General features: G+C 55.3%; 15 protein-coding genes. 7 read left to right on the forward strand and 8 right to left on the reverse strand.

Annotated elements, in window-relative coordinates; all coding sequences use genetic code 11:
- The first annotated feature begins 78 nt into the window (after positions 1 to 78).
- Positions 79 to 303 carry a DUF896 domain-containing protein gene (locus tag RUMCAL_RS12340; RefSeq protein WP_021683273.1) on the forward strand — a complete coding sequence of 75 codons (225 nt, stop codon included), beginning with the start codon at positions 79 to 81 and terminating at the stop codon, positions 301 to 303.
- A gap of 88 nt (positions 304 to 391) precedes the next feature.
- Here RUMCAL_RS12340 and RUMCAL_RS12345 read toward each other — a convergent pair whose 3' ends face one another.
- Both RUMCAL_RS12345 and RUMCAL_RS12350 read right to left on the reverse strand, forming a co-directional pair.
- Positions 392 to 796, reverse strand: coding sequence for a cytidine deaminase (locus tag RUMCAL_RS12345; RefSeq protein WP_021683274.1), 405 nt, complete (start codon positions 794 to 796; stop codon positions 392 to 394).
- Between the two features lie 89 nt (positions 797 to 885).
- Positions 886 to 2,079: an acetate/propionate family kinase gene (locus RUMCAL_RS12350; RefSeq protein ID WP_021683275.1), complete on the reverse strand. Its 1,194-nt coding sequence runs from the start codon at positions 2,077 to 2,079 to the stop codon at positions 886 to 888.
- Positions 2,080 to 2,337: 258 nt separating this feature from the next.
- On the opposite strand from RUMCAL_RS12350, the gene RUMCAL_RS12355 reads away from it, so the two are divergent.
- The 5 genes from RUMCAL_RS12355 to feoB all read left to right on the forward strand — a co-directional run bounded on the left by RUMCAL_RS12355 (position 2,338) and on the right by feoB (position 9,366).
- Positions 2,338 to 3,561: a tRNA(Met) cytidine acetate ligase gene (locus RUMCAL_RS12355; RefSeq protein ID WP_021683277.1), complete on the forward strand. Its 1,224-nt coding sequence runs from the start codon at positions 2,338 to 2,340 to the stop codon at positions 3,559 to 3,561.
- 80 nt (positions 3,562 to 3,641) lie between these two features.
- Positions 3,642 to 4,547, forward strand: a complete 906-nt coding sequence (locus RUMCAL_RS14825) for a C39 family peptidase (protein ID WP_051343858.1) — start codon at positions 3,642 to 3,644, stop codon at positions 4,545 to 4,547.
- Positions 4,548 to 4,741: 194 nt separating this feature from the next.
- Complete coding sequence (locus tag RUMCAL_RS12365) at positions 4,742 to 5,467, forward strand: tRNA1(Val) (adenine(37)-N6)-methyltransferase (RefSeq protein WP_021683279.1); 726 nt, start codon at positions 4,742 to 4,744, stop codon at positions 5,465 to 5,467.
- 279 nt (positions 5,468 to 5,746) lie between these two features.
- Entirely contained in the window at positions 5,747 to 7,123 is a 1,377-nt protein-coding gene (locus tag RUMCAL_RS12370; protein ID WP_021683281.1) for an MATE family efflux transporter, read from the forward strand.
- 140 nt (positions 7,124 to 7,263) lie between these two features.
- Positions 7,264 to 9,366, forward strand: a complete 2,103-nt coding sequence (feoB, locus tag RUMCAL_RS12375; RefSeq protein ID WP_040648180.1) for a ferrous iron transport protein B — start codon at positions 7,264 to 7,266, stop codon at positions 9,364 to 9,366.
- 215 nt (positions 9,367 to 9,581) lie between these two features.
- Here the strand turns inward: feoB and RUMCAL_RS12380 are convergent, their stop codons facing one another.
- The 6 genes from RUMCAL_RS12380 to RUMCAL_RS12405 form a co-directional block, all read right to left on the reverse strand.
- Complete coding sequence (locus RUMCAL_RS12380; RefSeq protein WP_021683286.1) at positions 9,582 to 9,914, reverse strand: hypothetical protein; 333 nt, start codon at positions 9,912 to 9,914, stop codon at positions 9,582 to 9,584.
- 9 nt (positions 9,915 to 9,923) lie between these two features.
- Positions 9,924 to 11,957, reverse strand: a complete 2,034-nt coding sequence (locus RUMCAL_RS12385) for a lectin like domain-containing protein (RefSeq protein ID WP_040648181.1) — start codon at positions 11,955 to 11,957, stop codon at positions 9,924 to 9,926.
- Between the two features lie 148 nt (positions 11,958 to 12,105).
- Positions 12,106 to 12,936 carry a 16S rRNA (cytidine(1402)-2'-O)-methyltransferase gene (gene rsmI, locus RUMCAL_RS12390; RefSeq protein WP_021683288.1) on the reverse strand — a complete coding sequence of 277 codons (831 nt, stop codon included), beginning with the start codon at positions 12,934 to 12,936 and terminating at the stop codon, positions 12,106 to 12,108.
- A 45-nt stretch (positions 12,937 to 12,981) separates the two neighbouring features.
- Positions 12,982 to 13,638: an HAD family hydrolase gene (locus RUMCAL_RS12395; protein WP_021683289.1), complete on the reverse strand. Its 657-nt coding sequence runs from the start codon at positions 13,636 to 13,638 to the stop codon at positions 12,982 to 12,984.
- A 90-nt stretch (positions 13,639 to 13,728) separates the two neighbouring features.
- A complete protein-coding gene (locus RUMCAL_RS12400) occupies positions 13,729 to 15,321 on the reverse strand; it encodes a DUF1653 domain-containing protein (RefSeq protein ID WP_021683290.1) in 1,593 nt (530 codons plus the stop codon).
- Positions 15,322 to 15,441: 120 nt separating this feature from the next.
- Positions 15,442 to 16,029, reverse strand: coding sequence for an HD domain-containing protein (locus RUMCAL_RS12405; protein WP_021683292.1), 588 nt, complete (start codon positions 16,027 to 16,029; stop codon positions 15,442 to 15,444).
- A 160-nt stretch (positions 16,030 to 16,189) separates the two neighbouring features.
- Between RUMCAL_RS12405 and RUMCAL_RS12410 the strand changes: the two genes are divergently transcribed.
- The gene (locus RUMCAL_RS12410) at positions 16,190 to 16,996 is read left to right on the forward strand and encodes a class I SAM-dependent methyltransferase (RefSeq protein WP_021683293.1); all 807 of its coding nucleotides are present in this window, start codon (positions 16,190 to 16,192) and stop codon (positions 16,994 to 16,996) included.
- The last annotated feature ends 30 nt before the right edge of the window (positions 16,997 to 17,026 follow it).

The raw sequence follows: 17,026 nt of genomic DNA on the forward strand, positions 1-17,026 counted from the left end.
CTGTCGCACAATCTTTGTGCGGTATTGCCTTAAATTGTAAGATACAAGGAAAATGTTTTCTCTAAGGAGGCATCACATATGGACGACAAGAAAATCGCACGCATCAACGAACTGGCGAAAAAATCCCGCACAGAAGAAGGGCTGACTCCTGCCGAACAGGAGGAGCAGAACGCTCTCCGGCTGGAGTACCGCCGTTCCGTCATCGGAAATCTGAAAGGACAGCTGGACAACACCGTTGTCATTCGTCCGGACGGTTCTTCCTACCGACCGGCAGACAAGGACAAGGATAAGTCTAAAAAATAAAGAAGGCACTGCATAAAGCTTGTGCGTAAGATGCTTGCAGATTGCGTGCAAAGCCGTCAGGCGGGCTTTGTGCGGTGTTGCCCTAGAGTTACAGCCGAAACTGACGGGGCAGGAACTCCCGCAGCTGGTATTCCCTGTCTGCCAGCACCACGGGAAATTCCAGCGGACAGAATTCCGCCAGCACCTGCAAACAGGCTCCGCAGGGCGGACAGGACTGGGTACGGGCATCTTCTTCCGTCATGCCGCCTACAATGGCGATTTTCCGGAACTGTCGGAATCCGGCAGAAACTGCCCCGAAAATCGCACTGCGTTCGGCACACACCGTCAGCGAATAGGACGCGTTTTCGATATTACAGCCGGAAAAGTACTGTCCCTCCGCAGTAACCAGCACAGCTCCCACCTGAAAATGGGAATAGGGAGCATAGGCGTTTCTGCGGGCAGACAGAGCCTGCTGCAACAGTTCGGCATTATCAAAAGTGCTCATATCTGACATTGATTTTCCCTCCGGTATAACAAAAGCGAAGCCTTCGAAAAGACTTCGCTTTCCAGTATTTGAAAAATTGAAAGCAACTGATAAACGGCTTACTTCTGGATCATTGCCAGTGTGTCGCGAGCGATCAGCAGCTCCTCGTTTGTCGGGATTACCCAGACTTCTACCTTGGAATCCGGTGTGGAGATCTTCTTCAGCTCGCCCTTGAAATCGTTGGCAGCCTTGTCGATCTTGATGCCCAGATATTCCATGTTCTCGCAGACTTCCTCACGGCAATTCGGTGCATTTTCGCCGATACCGCCGGTGAAGATCACAGCGTCCAGACCGTTCATAGCTGCGGCATAGGCACCGATGTCCTTCTTGATGTCGTATACCAGCATATCCTTTGCCAGTGTTGCACGCTTGTCGCCTGCTTCTGCTGCTGCGGTGATGTCGCGGAAGTCAGAGGACTTACCGGAAATACCCAGCATACCGGACTTCTTGTTCATGTAGGTGTCCATTTCGGAAACGCCGAAGCCGTGCTTGCCTGCAACATAGGTAACAGCAGACGGGTCAACGGCACCACAGCGGGTACCCATCAGTACGCCGTCCAGCGGTGTGAAGCCCATGGTGGTATCTACAGACTTGCCGTCCTGTACTGCGGTAATGGAAGAACCATTGCCCAGATGACAGGAAACCACCTTCAGATCCTTCAGATCCTTGCCCATAATTTCTGCCAGCTTGGCAGTGACAAAGCGGTGAGAAGTGCCGTGGAAGCCATACTTACGAACATGGAACTGCTCGTAATCCTCATACGGGAAGCCGTACATGAATGCCTTCTGCGGAATGGTCTGGTGGAATGCGGTGTCAAAAACAACGACCTGCGGCACGTTCGGCAGGATCTTGCGGCAAGCCCACAGAGCCAGTGCATGACCGTGGTTATGTACCGGAGCCAGTTCGCGGAGTTCGTCGATCTTTTCGATGATTTCATCGGTAACCAGAGTGGTCTTGGTGAACACTTCTGCACCCTGTACTACACGGTGACCAACTGCGGAAATTTCGTCCATGCTGGAGATCACAGCACCCTCGCCGGTAGTCAGTGCGTCTACCAGACAGGAAAATGCTTCTGCATGTGTCGGGAAATCGCAGTCCTTTTCCACCTTTACGCCGGAAGCGGTCTTGTGGCTCAGGTGACCATCGATACCGATACGGTCGCAGTTGCCCTTTGCGATGACAGACTCATCTTCCATATTGATGAGCTGATACTTCAGTGACGAGCTTCCTGCATTGACAACAAGAATAATCATAGGAAAATTTCTCCTTTTTCATTTTTGCGGCACCTGTCGGAACACATCGGAAAAGCAAACTCTGCCGGCGGCAGTACCTGCTTGCTTTTCCGATATGTCCCCGAAGCAGACCTCTGCCGCTGACATCATTTTTCGGACACCAGGAGTGTCCCATATACTATTATAAGCTTTTTTGCAAAAATTGCAAGGGGTTTCCGCAAATTCCCCGACCAATCATGCAATTTTCTCATTTTCTACAGCTTTTCGGGAGGTTCATACATGAAAATCAGTGGAATTATCTGTGAATACAATCCCCTGCACAACGGACACCTGTATCATCTGGAACAGGTTCGCCGGGGCGGTGCAGAGGGGATCGTTGCCGTCATGAGCGGCAACTTCGTCCAGCGTGGTGATGCTGCCCTGCTGGACAAGTTCACCCGTGCCCGTCTTGCCATTGAGGGCGGTGTCGATCTGGTGCTGGAACTGCCGGTGCCCTATGCTCTGGCTCCGGCGGAGAACTTCGCCATGGGCGGCGTTGCACTTCTGACGGCTCTGGGGAATGTGCAGGAGATCTCTTTCGGCAGCGAGTGCGGGGACATTCACCTGCTCTCACAGGCGGCACAGGCGTGTCAGGTCTGCAAGACAGACTACGCCGATGTCATGGACGATTTTCTCCGTTCCGGCTATTCCTATCCGGAGGTGCTCTCCCAGATGGTCGGGCAGCTCTACGGGGAAGAAACAGCTGCCGTGCTCCGCAGCCCCAACAACACCCTTGCCATTGCCTACCTCAACGCCATTGAAGAAATGGACAGTCCCCTGCAGCCCATGACCATTCCCCGCAAAGGAGCCGGACACAACAGCAGTCAGCCGGCACCGGACGGCACCGCCAGTGCCACCTATATCCGGCAGTTTTTTGCGGAGGGCGGCGACTGCCGGCGAATGATGCCCTCTTATGCATGGCATGCCCTGCGGGAAGCAAAACAGAACGGACACATCGCCTCTATGGAATATCTGGAACGGCTCATTCTGTACAAACTGCGTACCACCGATGCAGACGATCTCCACGACATTGCCGAGATCGGACAGGGACTGGAGCACCGTCTGTACAAGGCAAAGCGTTCCGCTTCGCTGGAAGAACTGTTACAGGCGATCCGCACCAAACGCTATCCCATGGCACGGCTGCGGCGGATCCTGCTGCACATTCTGCTGGACATCCGCACGGCAGACATCCAGAATTATCCGGCATACGGTCGGATTCTGGCATTCAACGACACCGGACGGGAGATCCTGCGGGACTCCAAGAACAAGCGGCTGCTGCCCTTTTCCCACTCGCTGGCGGAACTGGCTCACACCAGTCCGGAGGCAGGACGCTGTGCGGCACTGGAATCACAGGCAACCGACATCTACCAGCTGGCACGGCCGGTCATCGGACAGGGAGAATCCGATTTCCGGCGAAAGATCGTCACCTCCGGCGGTTCTCACCACGCGGAGGAGGAGAAGTAAGGCATCATAAGTAAGGGCAGATGCTGCCCAAACGGTTTTACGTGTGTTCAAGAGGAACACAAGGGAAGAAGTATTATATCATGGCAAAAGTATCCAAAAAACAGTTGGGACGGCGGAGGAGAACCGCATTGCTTCTGCTTCTGGCACTGATCGCGGCAGCAGTCTACCTGCTCTTTTTCCGGTCAGACAGCAGCAGAAACGTTCCCACAAAAGAAACCACCGCCGTACTGCAAAGCACGGCAATGACAGAAACGACTACTACCGAGGAGATCGGCGTGCTGTATCAGGGCACCATTCCGGTACAGACAGAACTCACCGTTCCCACCGAGCCGGCAGTGCTGACGGCTTCGCAGGTGGAACTGGACGCACAGCCGGTCCTGCAAAATCCGGAACTGCCTACCGGCTGCGAAGTGACCACACTGACGGCAGCACTGAACTATCTGGGCTACCCCGTGGACAAGCTCACCATGGCAGACCAGTATCTCACCCGTGCTGAACCCTATCAGGCAACATTCGGGGAAGCTTTTATCGGCTCGCCCCACGATGCCAACGCGTGGGGCTGTTATGCACCGGTAATCGTGGAAACCGCACAGAAATACCTTGACGAACAGGACGGCGGCGAGGTGGCACAGAATCTCACAGGCTGTTCCCTGAAGACGCTGCTGTGGGAGGTAGCCAACGGCAATCCGGTCATCACGTGGGTGACGATCAACCTCACCAGCCGCGTGGAAGAACGCTACTACTGGACAACGCCCAAGGGAGAAGATGCGGTATTCCTCATCAACGAGCACTGCGTCCTGCTCTGCGGCTACGACCTGAACGCCAATACGGTTACCGTCTGCGACCCGCTGGAGGGCAAAATCCAGTACGACATGGACAAGTTCGAGAACCGCTACCAGCTGGTCTATCAGCAGGCAGTGGTGCTCCGGAAGCCGGAGAGCCTGACGGGGACAGAAACGGAAACGACGGAAATGTTTGTGCAATAAGAACCTGTCTTCACAAGCGTATACACGTGTCTTTTCGGCAAATTTTGCTGCATACTGCGTGAAAAACACTTGCCGGGCGACAGCCCGCCTGCGTATTTTTTCCTTGTCTGCAACAAAATTATGCTCGAAAATCCACATATATTTCTTGTGAAGACAGGTTCTAAAAACCAATCTCGCAACAGGAGGTATGCCCTATGGCGTATATGCCCGCACTCTCTTATGAAGCCATTGCAGACGGCTTGACGGTCTGCACCAGTTCGCTGCACCGGTTCGGCACAGATGCGGTGCTGCTGACGGAATTTTCCGGTTATCGGCAAAAAGACCGCGTCTGCGACTTCGGCACCGGCTGCGGCATTATCCCCATGCTGATGCAGCGGCAGGCTCCCCCGCAGGAGATCTACGGCGTGGACATTCAGCCGGAGGCGATCCGGCAGATGTGTCTGGGCATTGCCGAAAGCACAGCCGTACAGTCTGTCCTGCACCCTGTCTGTGCCGATCTGAAGAATCTGTGGGAAGATGCTCCGGCGGGACAGCTGGATCTGGTCACCTGCAATCCGCCGTACAAGGCATATCAGGCAGGCATTGAAAGCCAGCTGACGGCACAGAAAATTGCACGGCACGAGATTTTGTGCAACATCTATGACATCTGCCGTTCGGCAAAGCGGCTGCTGAAATTCGGCGGGCGGCTGTGCATCTGCAACCGTCCGGAACGGCTGGCAGACTGCATCGATGCCATGCGGCAAAACGGCATTGAACCAAAGCGGCTGCAATTTGTGGCAAAGGCTGCCGATGCCCAGCCGTGGCTGTTCCTGCTGGAGGGCAGAAGCGGCGGAAAGCCGTTTCTGAATGTGCTGCCTCTGCGAATCGTCGGGGACGGCAGCGGCGTGACAACACGGCTCGAAAAGACAATGCCGGTATGATCTGCACTGCGGTAACGGTTAAGGCAACACTGCATAAAGCCCGCCTGACGGCTTTGTACGCAATCTGCCGAAAAATCTGACTACGCATCTTACCACAAGCTTTGCTCGGTGTTTCTCTAGAAATCGTATCAGAACACATAGAAATTGTATTAGAAACCCGCTGTTTATTTTTGCTATAATAAGGGAAACACTGCACGCAATCTGCGTGCAGTGTTTCCTGAAATATGAAACTGGCTCTAAGGCAATTACTTTTTTGACATCACAGGAGGAACTATCCCCATGAGAAAACACAATCCGATCTACAAGCGGGCATTGATGCTGGCGGTGCCGATGATGATCCAGAACGGCATCACCAACATGGTCAGTCTGGTGGACAACATCATGGTCGGCAGTCAGGGCACGGAAGCGATGACTGCCGTTTCCATTGCCGGTCAGCTGATCTTCGTATTCAACCTCGCCATTTTCGGTGCCCTTGCCGGTCCCGGCATCTACGGGGCACAATATTACGGACAGCGGAACATGCACGGTTTTCAGAGCACGTTCCGCATCAAGCTCTGGCTCAGTCTGACATGTCTTATCGGCGGACTGCTGGTCTTTCTGCTGAGGGACGAGTCTTTGATCGGGCTATACCTCCACGGAGAAAGTGCCACCGTGGACTCCGCCCTCACCATGACCTATGCCAAGCAGTACCTGCACATCATGCTGCTGGGGCTGCCGTTCTTTGTGGTGACACAGGTCTATGCCACCAGCCTGCGGGAAACCGGCAGCAGCGTCAAGCCCATGGTGGGCGGCGTGGCTTCAGTAGTCGTGGACATCGTACTGAACTACCTGCTCATTTACGGCAACTGCGGCATGCCCAAGCTGGGCGTTCGCGGAGCGGCCATTGCCACCGTGCTGGCACGTGTCATCGAAATGAGCATCGTCATCATCTGGGCACACCTCTGCCGGAACAAGCACGTGTTCCTGAAAGGCATCTACCGCACACTCCGCGTTCCCAAGGAACTGGCGGGAAAGGTACTCCGCAAGGGCATGCCCATTTTCTGCAACGAACTGCTCTGGTCTGCCGGTCTGGCTGCCCTGACACAGTGCTACTCTACCCGCGGGCTGGAAGTGGTTGCCGGACTGAACATCTCCAACGCCATCTGCAACCTGCTGAACGTGGTATTCGTGGCACTGGGTTCTGCGGTGGGGATTCTCATCGGGCAGACGCTGGGGGCTTCGGAATACGAGAAAGCCAAGAAGGATTCGTTCAGCCTGATGTGGTTCACCGGTGCAGTCTGTCTGCTGCTGGCGGCGATCCTGATCTCCGTTTCCGGCGTGTTCCCCAAGGCATATGACACTACCGCAGAGGTACGGAACTACGGCCGCTGGTTTATCACCATTACCGCGGTGTTCTTCCCGATACAGGGCTTCCTGAACGCCCTGTACTTCACCCTGCGTTCCGGCGGAAAAACGATGATTACCTTTTTGTTTGACAGCGTCTTTACATGGGTGATCCCGATTCCCGCTGCCCTGCTGATGTGTCACTTCACCTCGCTGCCGATCCTGGGCATTTATGCCATTGTACAGGCGGCGGATATTCTCAAGGTGGTGATCGGGTATATCCTGATTCAAAAGGGTGTATGGATCAGCAATCTGGTAGAGGAGATGCAGTAACCGGCATTTTCAGGAAACAACACCCCAAGACCGTCTTTTCCAAAGGCGGTCTTTTTTCTGTTCTTTCTGCATAGAATGGCAAAAATTGAGGAAGCAGCACCGTGTTTCCCGCACCCCACACAGAAAGGACGAATTGCCATATGTGCACATCATCTGCCGGACTGCCGCCGGAATTATCTCAAACGGAACTCCCTGTCGTCGCCCTTGTAGGCATGCCCAATGTGGGAAAATCCACCGTGTTCAACGCCCTCACCGGCATGCACCAGCACACCGGAAACTGGGCGGGAAAAACCGTTGCCAGTGCCGTGGGGACAGTCACCTGGAACGGGGAATCGCTCCTGCTGGCAGATCTCCCCGGCACATACTCGCTCCGTGCCCGCAGTGCCGAGGAGATCGTGGCACGGGATTTTCTCTGCTTTGCAGAGCCGGATGCCGCGGTAGTGGTCTGTGATGCCACCTGTCTGGAACGAGGGCTGCTGCTGGTCATGCAGGTGCTGGAAACCTGCCCCCGCACCCTGCTCTGTGTCAACCTGCTGGACGAAGCCGAAAAGCGGCAGATCGCCATTGACCTGCCGCAACTGGAACAGCTGCTGGGCATTCCTGTGGTGGGCATGGCTGCCCGCAGCGGCACCGGACTGCCGGAATTCCAACAGCGGCTGTTCGGCCTCCTGCACCAGCCGGCACCGCAGCCGCTGCCCTGTCCCGTTCCGGAACAGCTGGAACAGCCATTGGAACAGATCCAGAACGAACTGCCGGAAAACCTCTGCGGACTGCAGCGGGAATGGACTGCCCGACGGCTGTTGGAACCGGAGCCGGAACTGCACGAAAAAATTGCCGCACACGGGAATATTTCCTTGGAAATCCCCGCACTGTCCGATGCACTGGAACAGACGTGGAAGCAGTACTCCCCCGAAGTCTGTGCCGATGCCATGATCGCCGCCATTGTCCGACACAGCGAAGCTCTCGCCGCCCAGACTGTACACCAGCCGGAACAGACCGATGCCGCCGACCGCCGCCTTGACCGGATTCTGGCGGGAAAGTGGGGCATTCCGGTGATGCTGCTGTTGCTGGGGCTGGTGCTCTGGCTCACCATTGTGGGGGCAAATTATCCCTCGGCATGGCTCTCCGCCGGCTTTTCCCATTTGCAGGGCTGGCTCTCTCTGCTGCTGGAAACCATACATACGCCCCACTGGCTGCACGGTCTGCTGATCGACGGCATCTACAACGTGCTGACCTGTGTCATTGCAGTCATGCTGCCGCCTATGGCGATTTTCTTTCCCCTGTTCACCCTGCTGGAGGATTTTGGCTATCTGCCCCGTGTGGCGTTTCATCTGGATAAACCATTTCAGCGTGCCTGTGCCTGCGGCAAACAGGGGCTGACCATGTGCATGGGCTTCGGCTGCAACGCCGCCGGCGTGACCGGCTGCCGCATTATCGACTCCCCGCGGGAACGGCTGATCGCCATTCTCACCAACAACTTTATCCCCTGCAACGGCAGATTCCCCACCATGATCACCTGTATTTCCCTGTTTTTCGCCGCCGGCAGCGGGCTGTGCCGTTCTGTCAGTTCTGCCCTGTTGCTGTTGGGGCTGATCCTGCTGGGCGTTTTTGTCACATTCGCCGTGTCCCGTTTGCTTTCGCATACCATTCTGCGGGGTGTGCCGTCCTCCTTTACGCTGGAACTGCCGCCGTACCGCAAGCCCCAGTTCGGCAAGGTGCTGGTGCGTTCGCTGCTGGACCGGACGATTTTTGTACTGGGCAGAGCCTGTCTGGCGGCGGCACCGGCGGGAGCCGTGATCTGGTGCTTCACCAACTGCCATATCAGCGGCGGCTCCATTTTTGCACACTGTGCGGCACTTCTAGACACACCGGCACAATTCATCGGACTGGACGGCGTAATTCTGCTGGGGTTCCTGCTGGGATTTCCCGCAAATGAAATTGTCCTGCCCATTATCTGCATGGGCTACACCGCCGGCAACGCCCTCGCCGAGATCACCGACTTGAGCCGCATTCACGAGATCCTGACGACAAACGGCTGGACGGCTGCCACCGCCCTGTGCATGCTGCTGTTTTTGCTGTTTCATTTTCCCTGTTCCACAACTCTCCTGACCATTCACAAGGAAACCGGCAGCTGGAAGTGGACACTGGCGGCGTGGGGGATCCCCACCGCTGTGGGAATCCTGCTGTGCGGCGTAGTGCACTGGACGGCAGTACTTCTGGCTTATATTTGTAAAATTTTGTAAATCAAATACAACTGCATATCTCCGCGGATTCCGGATACACTATAGGCAACGCGGCATAAAGCTTGTACGGAAGATGCGTCGGCAGATTTTTCGGAAGATTGTCTAAAAATTTCGCAGGCAGACTTTTGTCTGGCAAGGAATTTTGAGGCAATATGCCGGAAAATATGCAAGCAGATTTCGTGCAAAGCCGTCAGGCGGGCTTTGTGCCGCATTGCCTATTCAACGCGGCAAATTTCTGCCGCCGGCTGCCGGTTCTTCTGCCGCACACGGAGAACCATCAGAGCAGTCCTGTGTGCGGAGAAACGGAGAACACCATGTCCAAGCAGAATCAGAGCCAGAACCGTCAGCAGCAGCAGAGCCAGAATCGCCAGAACCAGCAGGCACAGCAGAAGCAGAACCAGTCTGCCCAGAACTGCCGGAACCAGCAGGGCGGCGACGATGACGACTGTGGCTGCGGCTGCGGCAGATAACTTCTGAAATTTGATGTTATAAAACAGAAAACAGGACAGCTTTTCCCTGCGGAATCGCTGTCCTGTTTTTTGTGGCATGCTACTGCCTTATGTACTTAAAATTTCGTCCCAGCTTTTGGGAATGCCGGCTCCCCGATACGCACAGTACAGCATCAGATAGAATGCATCTGTGGCATCGATCTTACTGTTGCCGTCGCAGTCTGCCGCTGCCGCCTGCGACATGGACAAACCGGAAGCATAGCCCACGGCATCTTGTGCCTGTGCCAGCAGGGACTGGAACACATCGGTGGCATCTACGCTGCCGTTCCCGTCTACATCGCCCAGCAAAAACAAAGGCTCTGCGGTTTCCTTGGCGTAGATATACTGAGAATACTGTATCAGCCCTTCCCGTTCCAGTCCGGCAAAGAGATTGGCGGCGGCATTGTCCACCTCTGCCTGCGTGGCATCTTCCGACAGGGCTGCCGCTTCGGCATAGGCTGCCTGATACAGCGGATCTGCATCGGCGGCAGGCTCGCCGTAAGACATGGCGGCATTCCACTGTGCCCAGTTGACCGCAGTGTCCTGTTCCCGCACAATTACTTTAATTGCAGCGTTGCCCAGATTGGAATAGGGCTTTTTGCCGCTGCTGTTTTGCCACTGCTTCACGTCAACCATATCGATCCATGTGTCGCCGCTGCAAATAAACGTCTGCCCCGACTGGATCGAGCAGTGGCGTTCCAGCGTTTCCGTGGAGTTGGACTCAAACGAAAGCCAGAGTTTTTCCCTGCTGCCCTTTTCCTTTCGCAGTTCCAGCACAACCGAAAACCGGTCGCCCTTTTGCAGCATCACATTTTGTGCTGCCAGTGAAATGTTCTTATAGCCGCCGTACTGCACTGTGCCCTGTTTGCTGCAAAGCTTCGTGCCGTCTACAGGGGACTGGGCGTTATTTTTCAGCCGGTACACCGAAATGGTATACCACCCGCCCTGAGAATTGTTCGATGTCATGGGAAACATGACTTCCGTCAGTTTGCCGGACTTTTCCGCAGTGAACACATTGGCTGCTGCGGAAAAGTTTACATTGGCATAGGAAACACTGCCATCGTACTGATAGCGTGCAACAGGTGTGCTGTCCTGTGTCATCTGGAACCGTGCCGCTTCGCAGAGAGAAGCTTCCTCATAGGACAGCCAGAAGTAGCCGCCGCCAACATCATCTGCCCCCCAGCTGTTCCGCACCAGCCACGCCCCGTCCGACTTGGGCTGACAGCTTTTTTGGAAATTCTCTCTGGAATAGTTATCGTCCCAGCCCACCAGCAGAACCGCATGGTCAGCATCTCCGGTGCCGTGCCGCTTCTGGTAATAGGCAATGGAGTCCCCGTTGTCAAAAAATATGCCCTTGGAATAGAACGATGCACTGACGGCACCGCTTTCCATGAGCCACTGCTTGATGACAGTCCGCCCCGCGGTGTCCACCTGCTGCAAGAGGTCGGAGCTCTGCATGCGGTAGTAGGCGTTATACCGCTGATACTCGGAATAACCCTGTGACCAGTCGTCCATGGAGGCGAACTGTTCCAGCTGGGGGCCAATGCCTGCCGCCAGTCCGTAGCCGGCAATGGTGGGGTTGCCGCCGCTGATGCCCTTGTTGTCCATGGTGATATAGTCGCCGCTGGTGAGGTCGCCTACCAGCAAATGATTGGTAAAGGGATACCAGCCCAGTGCCGCTTCGGAGAAGTTCAGTTCGCCGCTGCTGTCTTTCCACGATTCCGGAATGTCCAGCCCCTGTTTCATGATGTTGGACTCACAGGAACCCAGTGCCGCATACGCCCAGCAAAGACCTGTGGAGCCCTGATCTTTGACAGAAGTGACATAACTGCTGCCGTCCACGTCCAGCAGACTATAGGAAGACGGCAGCGAGCCGGCTCCACGCAGGCTTTCTTCCGCCTCGTCGTCTGTGACCTCCGGTGTGTCCGTCTGTGCCGGCTCATTCGCCGGCACCAGCAGCCCGTCGTTCTGTTTCCACGTTTCTTCCAGAACCTCCGGCATGTCCGGCTCCGCCGCCGCAGGAAGTTGTCCCCACGGCAAACAGCTGATGACACACAGCAGCGAAATCACAGCACGCCGCCAGTACGTCCATTTTTTCCTCATATATTCCTCCTGCCATTCCGGCAATGTGTACGAAATTTTGTATACGATATTATCAATTATAGCACATTCCGCCAGAGATGTCAAACAAAAACGCCGGAGCGTTTCCTTTGAGATTCGCTCCGGCGTTATTTTTCCGTGCGGTATTGCCTTATGATTCCTGCACGGCATCGTACAGTTCGCTTTTCCGGTAGCCGGTTTCTGCGGCAACGGTTTTGCATGCCTGTGTCAGCTTCTGCCCGTCCGCCACACAGCGGCGTACCTGCTCCACAGCTTCTTCCAGCGTGACGCTCTCCGCCTTCTGGGGCACCGCACCGGCAACGACCAGCACGTATTCCCCGCGGGGCGGCGTGTTTTCATAATAGGCAATGGCTTGTGCAAAGGTGGTCAGCTGCACTTCCTCGTGAATCTTCGTCAGTTCCCGACAGAGGGACAGGCTTCTGTCCCCGCCGAACACTGCCGCCATATCTGCCAGTGTCCGGCAAAGCTTATGGGGAGCCTCGTAGAAAATCATGGTTCGCTGTTCGTCCCGCAGTTGTTCCAGATGTGCCGCCCGCTGGTTCCGGTTCACGGAGAGGAACCCCTCAAAGGCAAACCGTGAGGTATGCTGTCCGGAGATCGCCAGTGCCGCAATGGCTGCCGACGGTCCGGGGACTACTTCCATAGGCACACCCAGCTGATGACAAAGCTGCACCAGCGGCTCACCAGGGTCGGAAATACAGGGCATGCCTGCATCTGTGACCACGCCGCAGGATTCCCCTGCGAGGATCCGGTTGGCAATGCTCTGTGCCACTGTCAGCCCGCTGTGTTCGTGGTAGCTGACAATGGGTGTGTGAATGTCATAGTGGGAGAGCAACTTGCGGGTGACACGGGTGTCCTCCGCCGCCAGAAAGTCCACCTCGCCCAGCAGCCGCAGCTGCCGCATAGTGATGTCCTCCAGATTTCCGATGGGCGTGCCGATAATGTATAGTGTACCACTCATGTTGAAACTCCTTTTGCCGCCAGACGCTCTTTGTTCGGTATTGCCTTAGAGAAACTGCTTCATTTCCAGAATATCGTGCACATGCACCGTTGCCGTCGCACAGATCTGCTGCCATGCCGCCGGATTGGCTGCATCATACACCCCCACGGTGAAAAATCCGGCAGCCCTGGCACATTGCAGAGCGTGGAGAGAATCCTCTGCCACGGCGATCTGCCGTCTGCCCAAATGCAGCTTCTGTGCCGCCAGCTGAAAGATACGGGGCTGGGTCTTGGGAGCACCAGCCTCCTGCTCGGTGAGCAGAAATGCCAGCCGTTCCCATACATGAAGCCGTTTCAGTGCCGCCTCTGCCAGTTCGCCGTAAGTCGCCGTGGCAACGCCATAGACGATCTGCTGGCTGTCCAGCCAGTCCAGCAGTTCCATGACATGGGGTTTCAGCGGCAGCAGTTCCCGATACTCCTGTGCAACGGTATCTGCCACCTGCTGTGCAAACTGTTCCGGCGTGACCGGCAAGTGGAACTCCTCCACAAAATAGCGGGAGAATTCTTCAATGGACATTCGCTGTACCGTTTCGGACAGGTCGTCCGGCATTTCTTTGCCGTAGTAGTCCATGATCTTCTTGTCCACCTGCCGCCACATGCTGCCGGAATCCAGCAGCGTGCCGTCCAGATCGAAAATGACGCCCTGTAGGGTGTTGTGTTCCATGGTGTTGCGATTTCCTTTCGTGGGAAAAGCAACACCGCACAGAGCCAGCCTGACGGCTTTGCACGGTATTGCCTGAGGTTTGTTTCCCGATTACAGCTTTTCGAACCGCGGCTGGTTATCGTGTGCCGTGCCGGTAAAGATCAACTTCGGCATTGCCCAGACGCTGCCGTCCTGCTCCTTGCGGTAAACTACCAGTTCTTCCTGTGTTTCTGCGTGGCGGACGGAGGTCTGGAGCAGTTCGCAGACAGAGCCGTCCAGTACATCGCGATATTTTGCACCGGCTTCCAGAACCGTAGGCTCCGGTACGGCAACTGCTGCTGCTTCCGGTTCAGTCTGGTTGACAATATCGTCCTCGACCAGAATCATCGAGGAGAACGGTGCCATGCGGATCCATGCACCGCCGTTTTCTACCTGCACCGGCTGACCGCTGATGACATCGACCAGCGAGGGCACGTGGGTGCCGAAGCGGAATTCGCTGGGGCAGTCCTCCAGATTCAGTGCCACGTAAACGGTTCTGCCGTCCTGCTCCTTGGCGAACAGCAGCTGACGGTTCCGGACTTCCACAGTGTAGTAAGAGCCGGTACGCAGTGCCGGATATGCGTGGTAGATTCTGCCCAGCTTTACCAGATGCCGGTACAAGTCCAGATTGCCGCTGCGGTTCAGGTCGTCCAGATCCAGACAAGGCCGCAGACCGTCATCGGAATTGTTCTCGTGTCTGCCCATGACACCGTATTCACTGCCGTAGTATACCGACGGAATGCCCGGCATGCAGTACATCAGCGTATAGCACAGGGGCAGATACCGCTGGTCGCACAGGGTGCTTGCCAGACGGTTGACATCGTGGTTGTCCACAAAGTTGTACAGAGCCACGCCCTGATAGATGCCGCCGTTGCCGAACTGGCGGTTGATGCTGTAGTTGATCTCGAAATAGTTCTTGTCGTTGTGGGAAGAATAGATGCCCTTATAGCACTCGTAGTTGGTCACGCTGTCCAGCATTTCCGGATTTGCCCAACGCTTATAGTCGCCGTGAATGATCTCGCCCATGAGCCAGAATTCCGGATTGCGTTCCTTGCAGAAGTTGTGGATCCGGCGGAAGAAGTCGAAGTCCACACAGTCTGCGGCATCAAAGCGGATACCGTCGATATGGAACTGATCCATCCACATGCCCACGGCATCGATGAGGTAATCGCACACGTGCCAGTTCCGCAGATTCAGCTTGACCAGATTATAGTAGCCGTTCCAGCCCTCGTACCAGAAGTTGTCGCCGCAGGGGCTCTGACCGCCGAAGTTCAGACCGGCAAACCAGTCACAGTACTCCGAAGCCTGTCCCTTTTCCTGTACGTCCTTGAACGCCCAGAAGTTCCGTCCCACGTGGTTGAACACGCCGTCCAGAATCACGCGAATGCCGTTCTTGTGCAGTTCGTCGCAGATGTGGGCAAACATTTCGTTGGTGCCCAGCCGGCGGTCGATCACACGGTAATCGGTGGTGTCATAGCCGTGTTCCACAGATTCGAATACCGGTCCGAAGTAAACGGCATCAACACCCAGTTCTTTCAGATGCGGGATCCAGTCCAGCACCTTTTCCAACCGGTTCACCGGTTCGCCGCCCTCGTTGCACTTCGGTGCTCCGCAGAAGCCCAAGGGATAGATGTGATACATCACTGCGTTTTCGTACCAATTCATTTTTATTTCCTCCTACTCCTATTATCTATTACAAACAAGGCAATTTCCCTGTTGGAGTTCTTTAGGCAATACCGCACAATCTTTATGCGGTATTGCCTTTAAAGCCTGTTCAGGCTCCTATCACTTCACAGACCCTTCCAGATAATACGTTGCTTCCATATCCGCCACGTTGACTGCCAGAGCCAGCGGAAACATTTCCAGTGCTCTGCCCACGCTGTTCTTGTCCTCGTTGCCGGAAAAGCCCATGTGATAGCGAATGGCAAAAGCTTCGTCACGGGTCAGCCGCATAAAGCTTTGAATCATGTACACGGATTTTTCCCCGTGCCCATAGGGCAGGGTGTCCCGCACGGTATAGTAGGGCACCTTTTCCCACACGCCCTGTTCATTCTTGGCGTTGCGATAGTCCACGGCATAAAAGCCAACCTTGCAGATGTCGTGGAGCAGTGCCGTCACGGCAATGGTTTCCGGTGTATAGTCCATGCCGTACAGTTCCTTGGTGCGGGGACGATTCAGATAGTCTTTCAGGCACTCGTACACATTCAGACTGTGTTCCACCAGCCCGCCCTCATATGCCCCGTGAAATCGGGTGCTGGAGGGGGCAGTAAAGAAATCGCTGGCATCAGAGTCCAGCCATTCCAGCAGCCGGTCTGCTCCCCGCCGCTGGATATTTTCCTGATAAACGGCAATAAATTCTTCTCGTTTCGTCACGGCATTTCCCGCCTTTCTATACTCTGTTGTATATTATACCACACATTCAAGAAATTGGCAAGCGTTCCGCGAAAAATCCCATGAGAATCCATTTGCGTTTCCCGCCAAAATGTGCTATACTACTATAGTAAGTCTATACTAACTAAAAAGGAGCACCGCTATGACAAATTCGAAAATCAAACCGGAACTGAACGGCGTGGCAGAAACCATGCTACTGACTTTTTATGCAAGAGCCAAGTACTCGAAATCCCCGAAGCATGCCTTTTATGATGCCAAGGCGGTGGAGCTGGCGGAACGGCTGGACTACGATTTTTCCAAGGCTTCCAGGGACGTTGCCATGGGCAGCGGCACGATTGCCAGAACCATTGTATTTGACGAACTGGTGCAGACATTTTTGCAGAAGCACCCCGATGCAACGGTGGTAAACATTGCCTGTGGGCTGGACACCAGAGTGTACCGCATGGACACCGGAAAGTGCACATGGTACAACCTCGACCTGCCGGAAACCATTCGTGTCCGCGACCAGATCTTTCAGGAACAGGGACGCATCTCCACGGTGGGCAAGTCCGTACTGGATCCCACGTGGCACGAGGACATCACCCAACGCGGCACCATGCTGTTCGTCATTGAGGGGCTGTCCATGTACCTCCAGCCGGAAGAAGTGGCACAGATGCTCCGCATCATTCACGACAACTTCGACAACGCCTATGTGATGATGGAAACCACCTCGCCGTTCTGGGTGCGGAAGCAGTCCATTGAAAAATCGGTACAGGACACCGGTGCAGTCTTTACATGGGGTGTGAACCGGTTCTCTGAGATGCAGAACCTTGCCCAAGGATTCCACAGCGTGAAAGACGACAATATCCTCCGTGGCATGGCGAAGCTGTATCCCGCCTACCGGCTGATCTCATGGCTGCCGGTGGTGAAGAACATGGCAGAGAAAATTCTGATCTTTCAAAAGGATTAAGGGCAATACCGCACAAAGATTGTGCGACAG

The organism is Ruminococcus callidus ATCC 27760 (genome assembly GCF_000468015.1).
GTDB lineage: Bacteria > Bacillota > Clostridia > Oscillospirales > Ruminococcaceae > Ruminococcus_C > Ruminococcus_C callidus.